The following is a 13,152-nucleotide window of genomic DNA, read 5'->3' on the forward strand; positions in this document are numbered from 1 at the left end:
TGAGCCAAGAGTATAGAATACATAAATAACGGATTATGAATGTCAAAAGAAGATTTAATTGAGTTTACTGGTACAGTTGTTGAATTGCTACCAAATGCTATGTTTCGTGTAAAGCTAGATAATGACCATATTGTCCTCGCCCATACTTCAGGTCGTATGCGCAAAAACCGTATTCGCGTTTTGGCTGGCGACCGTGTCACTGTTGAAATGACACCTTACGATTTGACAAAAGGTCGTATTACTTTCCGTCAAAAATAATTTCTCCCTATGGTTGCCTTTCTCGCACCTGAGTCAAACTTGGTTAAGGTTGCTTTGGTGAATCAGGGAACACCGGTCTTGTTTGATGCTGATGTGTTAGACAGACCTGGTACACTGGATACTATTTATGCCGCCAAGATTTTGCGTAAAGAAACCCATTTTTATTGGTGTGAGCTGGGTTTGTCACGACCTGGATTATTAACCCATGAAAAAGGCTTACCTCCTCTTCAAGAAGGGGAAAAAGCGCTTGTCCAGATTAGTCGTGAAGCATTTGCTGACAGTGGGGAGTCTCTCATTCATGGACAACAAAAGCCAGTGGAGGTGACGCGGCAAATTGTTTTAGGTCACCAAGCTTGTCTTTACTTCCCCTTACAAAAGTTATTTAAGCTGCGCAGTGCCTCTCCTATCCTACCCCTCTCTCACCAACAACAGTATCTTCAGACTCTTTTTGAAAAGATTGAACAGCAGTTTATTACAAGCAGTGCCCCTGCCGTGTTGTCAGCGGGTCCTAGCGTGATAGAGCGATTTTTAAAGGAACTGCCAGAGGCAACGCCCATCCATGTGGCAACGCCTGAATTAATGCTGTTGGTGAAGCTCTTTTGCCGTAATTTCCGACCAGATTTATTGGAAAAGCTGGTTTTAAGGCAAGGAAATTTATTTGCTGAAGAAGGTTTGGATGAAATTTGGCAGATTTGCCTTGATTCTGTTGTCTCTTTTGCGAGTGGGCGGATTGTTATGGAATCAACAGCGTGTGTGACATCAATCGACGTGAATACAACGCTTGGAAATGCCGCTGAAGCAAATTGGCAGGCGGTAAAGATCATTGCCGAGCAACTCATTTGGCGGCGATTGTCTGGGAATGTAATTATTGATTTTGCCCCTGATTCTGAGGTAAATAGAAAAAAGATGGTGTCTGCGCTCAAGCAACGATTACTTACTGATCGTCCTTCGTGGCGAATTCTTGGTTGGTCACCTTTGGGCTGGCTTGAGTTACAGCGGGCTAAACGGCGAATTCCTCTTGAAACAATTATGAAACTCTACAGGAAATAAAGAATGTCAAAGTGTCCGATTTGTGGAAAACCAATGGTGGCGGAGTTTGCACCATTTTGCTCAAAACACTGCCAGAATATAGATCTGTTAAAATGGTTGAAGGAAGATTACCGCGTGCCAACCCAAGATGTGGATGAAGAAGAGAGTGTCCCTTCCCCATCTGAAGACAATGATGAAGATTAGGTGCACAGAACCTAGGCTTTTAAGCTAAATATCGCTTCCACTTCAACAGCAGCGCCAAGGGGCAAAGCATTGACGCCCACTGCTGCGCGAGCATGACGACCAGCGTCACCAAAGACAGCAACCATCAGGTCAGAAGCGCCGTTAATCACTTTTGGCTGATCTGTATAATCAGCTGTGCAGTTGACAAAACCACCCAGACGAACGCACCTCTCAACTTTGCTTAAATCACCCCCACAGGCAGTATTAAGCTGTGTCAAAATATTGATCGCGCAGAGCCGTGCTGCCTCTATGGCTTGCTCAAGATTTATCTCTGCCCCAACTTTCCCTTTGATCGCCACCTGGCCATCTTTAATGGGGAGCTGTCCAGAAATAATCACAAGATTCCCTACCACTTGAAAACCCACGTAGTTAGCGACAGCAGGAGGTACTATTGTTAAATTCAGACCAAGTTCTTTGAGTTTTTGAGTAAAAGGCATTTCTATTCTCCCGGAGGTTTGTGATAAATTAAGCTGATAGGTTGGCATTTTCTCAACTAATGGGGGATGGTATTCTCTCCTTTAAAAAACAGTCAAGAGATCCCTACTTTACGACACTAAGATAACGCAAAACTTCATTGAGGCAAAGTCTCGCAGCAACGGTAAGGTTAATCGATGACCCTTGTTGTTGGACTAACCCCTGATGCATCAGAACCTCGAGTCTTTCCGCGTCAATGGCGTGATACCAAGGGAGAGGCAGTTTAGCCAAGTCAAACGGTTGAAATAAGCGTAATCCCATCATTACGTGTTCTGTGGCCTGCTCAGCAACCGACAGAGAAAGAGATTCTTGTGTACCCGATCCATCTCTGACTTGTTTTAGCCAGGTTTCAGGGGCTTTAAACTGTTTAGTGGCAATCTTTGACCCATCAGCCAATGTGAGGCGTCCATGGGCGCCTGGGCCTACGCCAGCATAGTCTTCATAGGTCCAATAGGCAAGGTTGTGCTTAGATTCTTGGCCAGGGTGGGCAAAATTTGAAATCTCGTAGATCTTCAATCCTTTAGCCCCAAGAGTATCAATTGTTTGTTGATAGAGGTCCGTTGCTAGATTTTCTTCTGGCAACATAAATTCTTGACGAGCATATTTATGAGCAAAGGCGGTTCCTTGCTCAATGGTGAGCTGATACAACGATAAATGATCGGTGCCAAAGGCAAGCGCTTGCTCTAATTCTAAGTTCCAAGCCTCTATCGTTTGGTTGGGTCTAGCATAAATCAAATCAAATGAAACTCGAGTGAAATTTTGCTGAGCAATGCGAATAGCTTGTTTAGCCTCATCACTTGAATGTTCTCGACCCAAAAAATGCAAATCCTCTTGATTAAACGATTGGACACCGATGGAAACCCGGTTAACTCCCGCTGCGCTGAGTGCCTTAAATTTGCCCACTTCAATGGAGGTGGGATTGGCCTCCAGCGTAATCTCAATATCTGGTTCGGGTTGCCATAATTTTGTGGCGGTATCAATGATCTTGCCAGCCAGATGAGGCGACATTAAGGAGGGTGTACCGCCACCAAAAAAGAGGCTGGTCAAGCGTCTTGGTCCAGTAAGGGAGCGCATCCGAGTCAGCTCAACTGCAAAAGCTTCATCCCATACTTGTTCATCAATGTGGTTACGGACGTGGCTATTGAAGTCACAATAAGGGCACTTTGATTTGCAAAATGGCCAGTGGATGTAAAGGGCGAGGGAGCGCATTTCTTCATTCACCCTTTAAATACTCCAAAAATAAGGCAAATGCTTGGGCCCTATGAGAAATCGAGTGCTTGAAAGCTGGGTCCATTTCACCAAAGGTTTGATCAAAACCCTCCGGCATAAAGATGGGGTCATACCCAAACCCCTTTGTTCCCCGAGGGGGGAATTGAAGAGTCCCCTGGATTATCCCTTCAAAACTATGGCAAGTGCCGTCTGGCCAAGCAATGCTCAAAACACACACCATGGAGGCTGGAGTATTGCGAAAATGAAGCAACTCCCCTACTTTGTTGATGGCAAAGTCAAAATCACGTTTGCCGGGAGCCACTTCTGCCCAGCGGGCTGAAAAGATTCCCGGATCACCATTTAGTGCTGGCACCACAAGGCCTGAATCATCAGCAAGGGAAGGAAGATTACTGGCGGCGGCAATTTCTTTGGCTTTTACTTGCGAATTGGCTACAAAAGTTGTCCCCGTTTCCTCAGGTTCAGGTAATTTTAATTCGCGTGCCGTAGCGACGGCAAAGCCTAGGGGAAGAACAAGTTCTCTTATTTCTTTGACTTTGCCTTCATTGTGGCTGGCAATGACCAGTTTTTTTGTGGGAAATTTTAACATTAATCGATTTTAAGGACCTGTTTTTGTAAGGAGATCAACTCGTTAATTCCTTCACGGGCATAGGTTAACATGGCGGTAAATTCTTTTTCTGCAAAAGCTGATTTTTCGGCCGTTGCCTGAATTTCAACTATCTTACCACTGCCAGTGATAACAAAGTTAGCGTCAACTTCGGCGTTAGAATCTTCATGATAATTAAGATCAAGCAAGACATCTTCTCCGATAATGCCACATGAAACAGCAGCAATTTGATCAATGATCGGCAGTTTAGGCAATGTCTTTCTATCCACCATTTTTTGCAGCGCTTGGTGCAAGGCAACATAAGCACCAGTAATACTGGCGGTGCGAGTGCCTCCATCAGCCTGGAGCACGTCGCAGTCAATTTTAATTTGACGTTCACCCAAGGCTTTTAAGTCGATAACGGAGCGGAGTGCGCGCCCGATTAAGCGCTGAATTTCCTGGGTTCTGCCGGATTGTTTGCCCTTGGAGGCCTCCCGATCGACGCGTTGGTGAGTTGAGCGTGGGAGCATGCCATATTCCGCGGTGATCCAACCTGACCCAGTATTTCTTAGGAAAGGAGGAACTCTTTCCTCAACCGTTGCTGTACAAATAATGTGAGTATCGCCAAATTTGACAAAACAAGAGCCTTCGGCGTATTTGGCAAATCCGGGGCCCAAAAAAATAGGACGTAGTTTATTTGGCTGTCTTTTATCAATGCGCATGCTATAATCCAGTTGTTAACGTTATAAGTTAGCTGTTACTTGTACTTTTACTACATCGTATAATTTTAAGGAAGGTTTTTAGTCGATGTCTTCTTCCTTCTTAGATTTAAATAATCGCTCTCTCGAGATTTTTAAAGAAATTGTTGACACCTATGTGGAAACCGGTGAGCCTGTTGGTTCACGCACAATTTCGCGCCGTTCCAGCATGAATCTTTCGCCGGCCACTATCCGCAATATCATGGCGGATCTGGAAGAGGCTGGGTTGCTTTATGCGCCCCATACTTCTGCAGGACGATTGCCTACGGACGAAGGGTTACGTTTTTTTGTCCATGGCCTATTACAGGTCGGCGCACTGAGCGATTTTGAGAAGGAAGAGATGGCCCGTCGTTGTCAGGCTTCTGGCAAAAGCTTAACCGATGTTTTAGAAGAAGCAACCACTGCACTCTCCGGCTTGGCCAAGTGTGCAGGGATTGTGATGTCGCCTAAAGACGAAACGCCTTTAAAACATATCGAGTTTGTGCCCCTTTCCTCCCATCGAGCCTTGTTGGTCATGATCACCCAAGATGGCTTTGTTGAAAATCGAGTGTTAGAGTTGGGCGATGCCGTGCCGGCGTCAGTATTGGTGGAGGCCACCAACTACATGAACTCCCGCCTCGTTGGTCGGACGCTGAGTGAGGCCAAACGTGTGATTGAAATGGAGCTGACGGAACATAAGGTTGATTTAGATACTCTTTCCTCCAAAATCGTTTCCCAAGGCATTGGTGTATGGAATGATTCTCATGATAAAGGATCGCTCATTATTAAAGGTCAGGCGAATCTTCTCTCTGACGTTAATGTGATGGAAGATTTGGAGCAGATTCGTAGTCTCTTCACCATTCTTGATACTAAGCAAGCGGTTAAAGGGTTGCTTGATGCCTCCATCAAGGCAGAGGGCGTCCAGATTTTTATTGGGGCGGAAAACCCCCTGTTTGCCACTTCTGGCTGTTCCCTGGTGATTGCCCCCTATCATAATGCCGATGAAAAAGTGATCGGTGCCATTGGTGTTGTCGGGCCGTCGCGAATGAATTATGGTAAAATTATCCCCTTGGTGGATTATACGGCTAAACTGGTTAGTCGGATGTTATCCTAGCTTATTGTTGGCTGAAAACTATTTTATTTATTCCCCTAGGAGAGGGGGGGAAACGACGTCCCATATTTAGAGTCTTTCCCATTTAAGGAAAAATCCCCGCCTTGATGCGGGGATAATGATCGCAGTTAAAGGGATATGCCTGAAATGCTCACAAAGGGTGTCTACCTATGCTGCATTCTCATCTTCTGCATGTTCAAAGGTCGGCAACATGCCAAGAGCTGCTTTATAAATATCCAGTAACTCTTCTTGTTCGGCGCGATCTTCGTTTTTCATCTTTCTGAGTTTCATGATTTGCTTCATGATTTTTACATCAAAGCCAACGGATTTTGCTTCAGCAAAAACTTCCCGGATATTCTCCATAAGTTCATTTTTTTCTTCTTCTAGGCGCTCTGCTTTTTCAATAAATAAACGCAGTTGATTGCCTGAAATTCCACCAATATCTGTCATTTTTTATCCTTTCAATTTCTTTTCAAGCCAGTGAATATCATAATTACCAGATTGAATGTCTGGTTCGAGGGCAAGTTTTTGATGTAAGGGAATAATTGTTTCCACTCCTTCAATAACAAATTCATGCAGGGCTCGCTCCACACGCTTAATACATTCAGCCCGAGTATGACCGTAAACAACCAATTTGGCGATAAGACTATCATAGTAGGGTGGTACTTTATACCCTTGATATAAGTGGCTATCAATGCGTACTCCCCAGCCACCGGGGGTGTGATAACGAGTTACTAAACCGGGTGAAGGAATAAAGGTTGTCGCATTTTCAGCATTGATACGGCATTCAATGGCATGCCCCTTAATCTCAATATCTTCTTGTTTAAAGTCGAGCGGGATTCCGGCGGCTATCTTAATTTGTTCTTTGACCAAATCAATGCCAGTGACCATTTCGGTAATCGGGTGTTCTACTTGTAGTCGTGTATTCATCTCCATGAAGAAAAACTCACCACCCTCATAAAGGAATTCTAACGTTCCAACGCCACGATACCCCAGTTTAGCAATGGCTTTTGTAACAATTTTTCCAAGCTTTTCCCGTTCTTCTTGCTTCAATCCTGGTGACGGCGCTTCTTCCCATATTTTTTGGTGTCGTCTTTGTATCGAACAATCGCGTTCACCCAAATGGACAGCATTACCATACATGTCAGCTAATACTTGTACTTCAATATGGCGTGGTTTGCGCAAATAGCGTTCCATATAGACCTGGTCATTGCCAAAGTTAGCTTTAGCCTCAGCGCGGGCAAGACGTAATGCCTGGGGGAGTTCCTCAGCATTATTGGCGACTTTCATCCCCTTCCCGCCACCACCGCTGGTGGCTTTGATGATCATAGGATAACCAATACTGGTGGAGATTTCTAAAGCTTCTTCATCCGTATCCACCCCACCATCAGAGCCAGGAACTACTGGGACACCTAAATCTATCATTGTTTTTTTTGCGGTGATCTTGTCGCCCATCATTTCAATGTGTTCAGGGGTAGGGCCGATAAAGGTAATGCCATGTTCTTCAATCATCCGCGCAAACGTCGCATTTTCTGAAAGAAAGCCAACGCCGGGGTGAATTGCATCAGCGCCGGTAATATCAGCAGCGCTTAAAATTGCTGGCATATTTAAATAACTATCGCGTGACGGAGCGGGTCCGATACAGACACTTTCATCTGCCAAGCGTACATGCATAGAATCAGCATCAGCCGTTGAATGGATAGCAACCGTTTTAATTCCCATCTCACGGCAAGCCCGTAAAATTCTCAGAGCGACTTCGCCACGATTAGCAATGAGTACTTTTTTAAATAATTTTTTTTCTGTCATCAGCTTACTCAATTATCAAGAGTGGTTCACCGTATTCGACTGGTTGGGCGTCAGAGAACAGAACGTGAGTTACTTTTCCTGCCTTTTGCGCTTTAATGGGATTCATCACTTTCATTGCTTCAATGATCAAGAGGGTCTGCCCAACGGATATGCTATCCCCAACTTTCACAAAAGAGGCTGCTCCCGGCTCTGGACTTGAATAAACTGTTCCGACCATTGGTGATTTAATAGCGCCTGGGTGGCTAGCAAAATCTTGCGGGGTTTCACTAGGTGCCGGCTTTCCGGAAGTGGGAGATTGTACTTGGGGCGTGAGAGATGCTGCTGTTGGCAGTGTTGCGACCATTTGAACGTTGCGGGCGACGCGCACGCGACTACCATCAGATTCATATTCGATTTCGGATAAATCTGTTTCGACGAGTATTTCGGCGAGTTGGCGAATCGCATCGCCATCAATGTTAAATTTACCGGCCATTTTTTTACCTTATTGTTAACGTATTAATTCTATGATTGCTCTTATTGCCATGGTATACCCTTTTCCGGCAAAACCTGCAATAACTGCGTTAACACATGGACTAATATAAGAGTGGTGACGGAAGGGTTCTCGTTGATATATATTCGTGAGATGAACCTCAACGCTGGGAACTTTTACCAGCTTTAGGGCATCGCATATAGCAATGGAGCTGTGGGTGTAGGCAGCAGCATTGATAATCAGCCCAGCGGCCTTTGTTGAAGCCTCTTGAATCCAATCAATGAGCATGCCTTCGTGATTCGTTTGGCGGAACTCTAAGTGTATATCAGCCTCGGTGCAAATGTGCTGACAGTTCTGCTCAATCTCAGCGAGTGTTTGACTACCGTAAAGCTCAGGCTCACGGCCGCCCAGTTTATTTAAGTTAGGGCCATTTAAAACCCAGATGGTTTTTCGCATTTTTTGATTCTATTTTAATAATCTGAGTTTATCAAGTAGGTCGTCCATTTCTTCATAGGAATTGAAATGAATCATCACAGATCCGCCACTTTTGGCAATTTTGAGAGTCACTGTCATCTCTAGAATTTGAGCGATTTCTTGCTCTAATTGTTTCGCTTGCACATCAAATTCGCTCGGCATAATTTCCAGCTTTGTTTTTTTGCAAGGCGTTCGGCATCCCGAACATTTAATTTTTCATTAACGATTTTCTCTACTAAACCGTCCATATTTTCAGATGTCATTAAAGCACGGGCATGACCAGCGCTAATTTTACCATCATTAATTAATCCTTTAACATGAGCTGGTAGATTGTTAAGCCGTAATGTATTTGCAACATGACTTCGACTTTTTCCGACACTTTTAGCCAATTGTTCTTGAGTGTAGTTGAACTCGTGTAGTAATCGCTGATAACCTTCTGCTTCTTCGATGGGGCTTAAATCATCCCGCTGAATGTTCTCAATGAGCGCTGTTTCCAACGCTTCTTCATCGCTGCAGATGCGGATAATTGCTGGCACTGTATCAAGATTTAATGTTTTCGCGGCTCGCCAGCGTCGTTCACCAGCAATAATTTCATATGGACCATTCTTGTTATCATTTAGTGGACGAATTACGAGTGGTTGAATGATTCCTTTTTGACGAATAGAGTCAATAAGTGAGTCAAGCTGCTCTTCATTAAAACGCTGTCTTGGTTGATATTTCCCAGGCCGAATCAAATTAATGTCGACTTGCCAACTTTCGCCATTAGCTGTTGCCGGGGATTCATCTTGAAGAGATTCCCCGAGTAGGGCTGACAGGCCACGACCCAAACTTTGGTGTTTTCGCTGTTTCATTTCGTCTAACATTTACTGTTTTCCTTATTTTTCATATTATGCTGCTTGAATTCTGTTGGCATCTCGAGTCAAAAGTTCTCTGGCTATAGCCATATACGCTTTTGACCCCGGGCACTTGAGATCATAAATCAAGACAGGTTTGCCGTGGGAGGGGGCTTCAGAGACTTTTGTATTCCGTGGCACCGCCGTTTGAAATACTTTATCTCCCAGAAATTTTTTGACATCTTCAGCAACCATCTGACAAAGACTACTGCGGCGATCAAACATTGTTAAAATAACCCCAAATAAATCGAGTTTTTGGTTGAAATTTTTCTTTATTTTCTGAATTGAGCCGAGTAAATAACTTAATCCTTCCAAGGCATAATATTCACATTGAAGTGGAATTAAAACGCTATCCGAGGCAACCATTGCGTTCAGTGTTAGTAACCCCATCGATGGGGGGCAATCGATCAAAATATAGTCAAACATTGATTTATAGGGGGCAATAATCTCTTTAAGGCACGATTCACGTTCTTTCATATCCACTAATTCAATTTCCGCGCCTAATAAATCTATGGCCGAAGGGATAATTGAGAGTCCGGGGATCAACGTTTTAACGAGTGCTTGGCTAACTGTATAATGACCAACAAGAATACCGTAAATATTCATAACGCGCTTTTGTTTTGTAAGGCCGAGTCCTGTGGATGCGTTTGCTTGCGGATCAAAGTCAATAATCAAGACACGTTTATCAGCAGCGGCTAGGCCTGTTGCTAAATTAATCGTTGTTGTTGTTTTTCCAACTCCACCTTTTTGATTGGCTATCGTAATGGTATGGCTCATTTGTTACCTTTTCCTTTGAGGTTGCGGACAACGATGATTTTACTATCTTTAGCGGTAATGCTTGGGAATAAGTCATAATCAAAATCCCATTTTTCAAGTGCGGTGTCGATTTCTTCTGATGCTGTTTTTCCTTTGAGGAAAACACCAGTTGTTCCTGTTTCACGTGAAACATTTTTCATATATTGAAGAAGGAGCTCAAGGCTAGCACAGGCACGTGAAACAATAACATCATATTGAGTGGAGATGTTTTCGACTCGATCGTGTATAACTTTTGTAGGTAATTTTAATTCTCGAACAGCTTCAGTTAAAAAAACTGTTTTTCGAATATTACTTTCGCATAGTTCGATTTTTGTAAATCCCGCTATTGCTAGCAGAATGCCGGGGAATCCTCCTCCTGTCCCAATGTCAAGAATTTGATTATCTTTAGACCCAATAAAAGGGATGATTTGCAAAGAATCAAGGATATGTCGATCCCAAATTGCATCAAGTGTATCCACTTGAACTAACCCAGTTTTTCGGTTCCACTTTTTGATAAGTGTAATGAAGGCTTCAAATGAAGAAATTGTTTCATGTGAAACATAGTTAAAAATTAAATTATTCATGGTTTTTAAAGTAAATATCTACCTATTGTTGATCATAGAAAAAAACAGACAATAAGTAAATTCTGAATTTAAAAATTGAATTGGTTAATTGAATAAAAAATATGTTTCACGTGAAACAATAAAAGAAAAAATAAGATTTAAAGTCTTGCTTCTTACATTTTAAGAGAGAAGTTAAGGGTTTCCATAACGATTATCAACATAATTGATAACGAGACTTTTAAATTCGTCAGCAATTACATCTCCTCTTAATGTGTATTTTTTTACCCCATCAATAAAGACTGGTGCTACAGGAGATTCCCCTGAGCCTGGCAAACTGATGCCAATATCGGCATGTTTACTTTCGCCCGGGCCATTAACAATACAACCCATGACAGCAACTTTCATTGATTCAACTCCAGGGTAGCGCTGTTTCCAGATAGGCATTTGTTCCTGCAAAAAGGTTTGAATTGTATCGGCGAGATGCTGAAAATAAGTGCTCGTAGTACGGCCACAACCAGGGCAAGCAGTTACTTGAGGGCTAAAGTCACGCAAAGAGAGCGATTGGAGGATTTCCTGGCAAGCAAGAACTTCCTTCACGCGAGATTCACCTGGGCGGGGGGTAAGAGAGGCACGAATAGTATCACCAATCCCATGCTGTAACAAAATTGCCAAGCCCGCAGTTGTAGAAATGACCCCTTTATCACCAATTCCCGCCTCTGTTAGGCCAACATGTAAAGCATAATGAGACCTGTTCGCTAGTTCCTTGTAAACAGCAATAAGATCCTGGACGCGACTGACTTTACAGGAAAGGACGATTTTATTTTCTGGCAGACCCAGTTCTGTAGCTCGGGCAGCATTTTGGAGTGCTGATTCAATAAGCGCTTGACGAAGAATAGCATCTGCAGAGAATGGGTGCTCCAATCTTGAATTTTCATCCATAAGCTTTGCAGAGAGATCTTGATCCAAACTACCCCAGTTTACACCTATTCGAACGGCTTTTTTGTGAATGATAGCTTGTTCAATCATCATGTCGAATTGAGATTGACGTTTCTCGCCAAAGCCAACATTACCTGGATTAATGCGGTATTTATCAAGAGCAGTTGCACAGTCAGGAAACTCAGTTAAGAGTCGATGTCCATTATAATGAAAGCAACCTACGAGTGGGACAGTATAGCCATCCTGCAATAATTGCTCTTTAATATGGGGGACAGCACCTGCGGCAGCTTCGTTATTGACAGTGAGACGAACAAGTTCAGAGCCAGCATCTGCAAGTTGTTTAGTTTGTTGTACAGTTTCATGAATATTGGCGGTATCTGTGTTTGTCATAGATTGAACAACTACAGGTGCGCCTCCTCCCAACACAACAGAGCCAATTTCAACACGATGAGTTTTGTGACGAGTGATGTTTGCTAATCTAACCATAATGTTTTTCACAACCTTACAACTGTATTAAGTAATTTGGGACCAAACGTAAGCCAAATACCGATCAAGAAATAGAGCACAAATTGACAAGACAGAATTGTATTTGCCAAAAATGGGCTTAATAAATATATAAGCACGAGACCAGCAAAACACAAGATCACTTCCACAAGAAGCGGGATTCTTTTTTTAAAAGGATGGAACTCAGCCAAAAAACTACCGAGAGTAAGGCCAGTTAAGGTACCTAATGGAATGTAGAAGATGGGTTTAAAGGGTGGTGTAAGGTAAATTAATAGAACGCTTAATGTTAACATGGATAGGCTTAATGCTGCTGTGTGCTGACCTAGAGATGTCTGATCTAATAAGATTCTGTAAAAGATAATGAGTAGAATAGCAAACCCAACAGCGCCAACAATATCAATAAGATTATGGTAATGAAAGTGCATAAGCGAATAACCAATTCCCGCGAGCAAAATAATAACGAGTGCTGTGATAAATTTGTTGCGTAACTTTAGAGCTAAGAATCCCCAAAATACAGTAGCCGTAAACATATGACCACTGGGGAATGCCCAGCCCTCTCCTAAATGCGGAAGTAAAGGGATTTTAAAGAGCGATTTCAAAAAGGCAGCTGCGACAAGACTAAATAACAACAAGACAAGCGCCTGGAAAAAGACGTTTCGATTATAAAAGAAATAACCGATAAGAAAAATAGGGATAAGAACGATCTCTTTGCTGAACAGCAAAAAGAAACCACATAGTTGATCCATGGTAAGGCTCCACTTTTAAATGCCAGTGAATTTTATAGCTTGGTGGAACTATACAGATAAGAGCAGAGTATTAAAAGCCAGGAGAATAAATAAAGAAAAAAATCTGGCTCTCATTTTATCAAACGTGTGGTATTTGCCACAAAAATAACTTGAGCCAATGGCACACAGCAAAAAATAATATATAGTGCGAAGGTTTCCTGGGGCATTACCTTCAATAGATAACCCCCCAGTACGTGGAAGGCACGGTAAATCAAGTATAGGGCCCCTTGAAAAAGCCTACTCCTCATGATTTAAGGGAAGG

At 43.1% G+C, this 13,152-nt stretch carries 18 protein-coding genes; 4 read left to right on the top strand and 14 right to left on the bottom strand.

The genetic code is table 11. The features are described 5' to 3' along the window. Positions 1-39: 39 nt before the first annotated feature. From infA to IG80_RS0105385, 3 genes are read left to right on the top strand one after another with little or no spacing between them, the layout of a single operon-like run. The gene (gene infA / locus IG80_RS0105375) at positions 40-258 is read left to right on the top strand and encodes a translation initiation factor IF-1 (RefSeq protein WP_032112866.1); all 219 of its coding nucleotides are present in this window, start codon (positions 40-42) and stop codon (positions 256-258) included. A 9-nt stretch (positions 259-267) separates the two neighbouring features. Continuing rightward, positions 268-1,308, top strand: coding sequence for a ribonuclease E/G (locus IG80_RS0105380; RefSeq protein ID WP_032112867.1), 1,041 nt, complete (start codon positions 268-270; stop codon positions 1,306-1,308). Positions 1,309-1,311: 3 nt separating this feature from the next. Then, the gene (locus IG80_RS0105385) at positions 1,312-1,491 is read left to right on the top strand and encodes a DNA gyrase inhibitor YacG (RefSeq protein ID WP_032112868.1); all 180 of its coding nucleotides are present in this window, start codon (positions 1,312-1,314) and stop codon (positions 1,489-1,491) included. 11 nt (positions 1,492-1,502) lie between these two features. Here IG80_RS0105385 and IG80_RS0105390 read toward each other — a convergent pair whose 3' ends face one another. The 4 genes from IG80_RS0105390 to rph all read right to left on the bottom strand — a co-directional run bounded on the left by IG80_RS0105390 (position 1,503) and on the right by rph (position 4,539). Beyond that, positions 1,503-1,967, bottom strand: coding sequence for a RidA family protein (locus IG80_RS0105390; protein ID WP_032113407.1), 465 nt, complete (start codon positions 1,965-1,967; stop codon positions 1,503-1,505). Between the two features lie 103 nt (positions 1,968-2,070). Beyond that, positions 2,071-3,213, bottom strand: coding sequence for a radical SAM family heme chaperone HemW (gene hemW, locus IG80_RS0105395; protein ID WP_032113408.1), 1,143 nt, complete (start codon positions 3,211-3,213; stop codon positions 2,071-2,073). A 4-nt stretch (positions 3,214-3,217) separates the two neighbouring features. Next, the gene (rdgB, locus tag IG80_RS0105400; RefSeq protein ID WP_032112869.1) at positions 3,218-3,820 is read right to left on the bottom strand and encodes an RdgB/HAM1 family non-canonical purine NTP pyrophosphatase; all 603 of its coding nucleotides are present in this window, start codon (positions 3,818-3,820) and stop codon (positions 3,218-3,220) included. Then, the gene (gene rph, locus IG80_RS0105405) at positions 3,820-4,539 is read right to left on the bottom strand and encodes a ribonuclease PH (RefSeq protein WP_032112870.1); all 720 of its coding nucleotides are present in this window, start codon (positions 4,537-4,539) and stop codon (positions 3,820-3,822) included. Before rph ends, rdgB begins: the two co-directional genes overlap by 1 nt. An 85-nt stretch (positions 4,540-4,624) precedes the next feature. Here rph and hrcA point away from each other — a divergent pair, with 85 nt between their 5' ends. Beyond that, complete coding sequence (hrcA, locus tag IG80_RS0105410) at positions 4,625-5,668, top strand: heat-inducible transcriptional repressor HrcA (protein WP_032112871.1); 1,044 nt, start codon at positions 4,625-4,627, stop codon at positions 5,666-5,668. 165 nt (positions 5,669-5,833) lie between these two features. On the opposite strand, the gene IG80_RS0105415 is transcribed toward hrcA, so the two are convergent. The 10 genes from IG80_RS0105415 to IG80_RS0105455 all read right to left on the bottom strand — a co-directional run bounded on the left by IG80_RS0105415 (position 5,834) and on the right by IG80_RS0105455 (position 12,851). Then, positions 5,834-6,115: a DUF2312 domain-containing protein gene (locus IG80_RS0105415; RefSeq protein ID WP_032112872.1), complete on the bottom strand. Its 282-nt coding sequence runs from the start codon at positions 6,113-6,115 to the stop codon at positions 5,834-5,836. Positions 6,116-6,118: 3 nt separating this feature from the next. Then, positions 6,119-7,471, bottom strand: a complete 1,353-nt coding sequence (accC, locus tag IG80_RS0105420; RefSeq protein WP_032112873.1) for an acetyl-CoA carboxylase biotin carboxylase subunit — start codon at positions 7,469-7,471, stop codon at positions 6,119-6,121. Between the two features lie 4 nt (positions 7,472-7,475). Then, a complete protein-coding gene (accB, locus tag IG80_RS0105425; protein ID WP_032112874.1) occupies positions 7,476-7,943 on the bottom strand; it encodes an acetyl-CoA carboxylase biotin carboxyl carrier protein in 468 nt (155 codons plus the stop codon). Between the two features lie 15 nt (positions 7,944-7,958). Beyond that, a complete protein-coding gene (gene aroQ, locus IG80_RS0105430) occupies positions 7,959-8,396 on the bottom strand; it encodes a type II 3-dehydroquinate dehydratase (protein ID WP_032112875.1) in 438 nt (145 codons plus the stop codon). A gap of 9 nt (positions 8,397-8,405) precedes the next feature. Then, a complete protein-coding gene (locus IG80_RS15005; protein WP_198027192.1) occupies positions 8,406-8,558 on the bottom strand; it encodes a hypothetical protein in 153 nt (50 codons plus the stop codon). Then, a complete protein-coding gene (locus IG80_RS12430) occupies positions 8,540-9,277 on the bottom strand; it encodes a ParB/RepB/Spo0J family partition protein (protein ID WP_156962049.1) in 738 nt (245 codons plus the stop codon). The genes IG80_RS15005 and IG80_RS12430 overlap by 19 nt, the downstream gene beginning before the upstream one ends. A 24-nt stretch (positions 9,278-9,301) precedes the next feature. Beyond that, positions 9,302-10,084, bottom strand: a complete 783-nt coding sequence (locus IG80_RS0105440; RefSeq protein ID WP_032112876.1) for a ParA family protein — start codon at positions 10,082-10,084, stop codon at positions 9,302-9,304. Beyond that, the gene (gene rsmG, locus IG80_RS0105445; protein WP_052046084.1) at positions 10,081-10,686 is read right to left on the bottom strand and encodes a 16S rRNA (guanine(527)-N(7))-methyltransferase RsmG; all 606 of its coding nucleotides are present in this window, start codon (positions 10,684-10,686) and stop codon (positions 10,081-10,083) included. The genes IG80_RS0105440 and rsmG overlap by 4 nt, the downstream gene beginning before the upstream one ends. A 171-nt stretch (positions 10,687-10,857) precedes the next feature. Continuing rightward, positions 10,858-12,087, bottom strand: coding sequence for a flavodoxin-dependent (E)-4-hydroxy-3-methylbut-2-enyl-diphosphate synthase (gene ispG / locus IG80_RS0105450; RefSeq protein WP_032112877.1), 1,230 nt, complete (start codon positions 12,085-12,087; stop codon positions 10,858-10,860). An 8-nt stretch (positions 12,088-12,095) separates the two neighbouring features. Then, positions 12,096-12,851, bottom strand: coding sequence for a phosphatase PAP2 family protein (locus IG80_RS0105455; RefSeq protein ID WP_032112878.1), 756 nt, complete (start codon positions 12,849-12,851; stop codon positions 12,096-12,098). Positions 12,852-13,152 lie beyond the last annotated feature (301 nt).

It is taken from the genome of Candidatus Paracaedibacter symbiosus, assembly GCF_000757605.1.
Lineage (GTDB): Bacteria > Pseudomonadota > Alphaproteobacteria > Paracaedibacterales > Paracaedibacteraceae > Paracaedibacter_A > Paracaedibacter_A symbiosus.

Bases quoted from the DNA above. Each gene is read 5' to 3' on its own strand.
- infA (WP_032112866.1), top strand. From the start codon at position 40: ATGTCAAAAGAAGATTTAATTGAGTTTACTGGTACAGTTGTTGAATTG.
- IG80_RS0105380 (WP_032112867.1), top strand. From the start codon at position 268: ATGGTTGCCTTTCTCGCACCTGAGTCAAACTTGGTTAAGGTTGCTTTG.
- IG80_RS0105385 (WP_032112868.1), top strand. From the start codon at position 1,312: ATGTCAAAGTGTCCGATTTGTGGAAAACCAATGGTGGCGGAGTTTGCA.
- IG80_RS0105390 (WP_032113407.1), bottom strand. From the start codon at position 1,967: ATGCCTTTTACTCAAAAACTCAAAGAACTTGGTCTGAATTTAACAATA.
- hemW (WP_032113408.1), bottom strand. From the start codon at position 3,213: ATGCGCTCCCTCGCCCTTTACATCCACTGGCCATTTTGCAAATCAAAG.
- rdgB (WP_032112869.1), bottom strand. From the start codon at position 3,820: ATGTTAAAATTTCCCACAAAAAAACTGGTCATTGCCAGCCACAATGAA.
- rph (WP_032112870.1), bottom strand. From the start codon at position 4,539: ATGCGCATTGATAAAAGACAGCCAAATAAACTACGTCCTATTTTTTTG.
- hrcA (WP_032112871.1), top strand. From the start codon at position 4,625: ATGTCTTCTTCCTTCTTAGATTTAAATAATCGCTCTCTCGAGATTTTT.
- IG80_RS0105415 (WP_032112872.1), bottom strand. From the start codon at position 6,115: ATGACAGATATTGGTGGAATTTCAGGCAATCAACTGCGTTTATTTATT.
- accC (WP_032112873.1), bottom strand. From the start codon at position 7,471: ATGACAGAAAAAAAATTATTTAAAAAAGTACTCATTGCTAATCGTGGC.
- accB (WP_032112874.1), bottom strand. From the start codon at position 7,943: ATGGCCGGTAAATTTAACATTGATGGCGATGCGATTCGCCAACTCGCC.
- aroQ (WP_032112875.1), bottom strand. From the start codon at position 8,396: ATGCGAAAAACCATCTGGGTTTTAAATGGCCCTAACTTAAATAAACTG.
- IG80_RS12430 (WP_156962049.1), bottom strand. From the start codon at position 9,277: ATGTTAGACGAAATGAAACAGCGAAAACACCAAAGTTTGGGTCGTGGC.
- IG80_RS0105440 (WP_032112876.1), bottom strand. From the start codon at position 10,084: ATGAGCCATACCATTACGATAGCCAATCAAAAAGGTGGAGTTGGAAAA.
- rsmG (WP_052046084.1), bottom strand. From the start codon at position 10,686: ATGAATAATTTAATTTTTAACTATGTTTCACATGAAACAATTTCTTCA.
- ispG (WP_032112877.1), bottom strand. From the start codon at position 12,087: ATGGTTAGATTAGCAAACATCACTCGTCACAAAACTCATCGTGTTGAA.
- IG80_RS0105455 (WP_032112878.1), bottom strand. From the start codon at position 12,851: ATGGATCAACTATGTGGTTTCTTTTTGCTGTTCAGCAAAGAGATCGTT.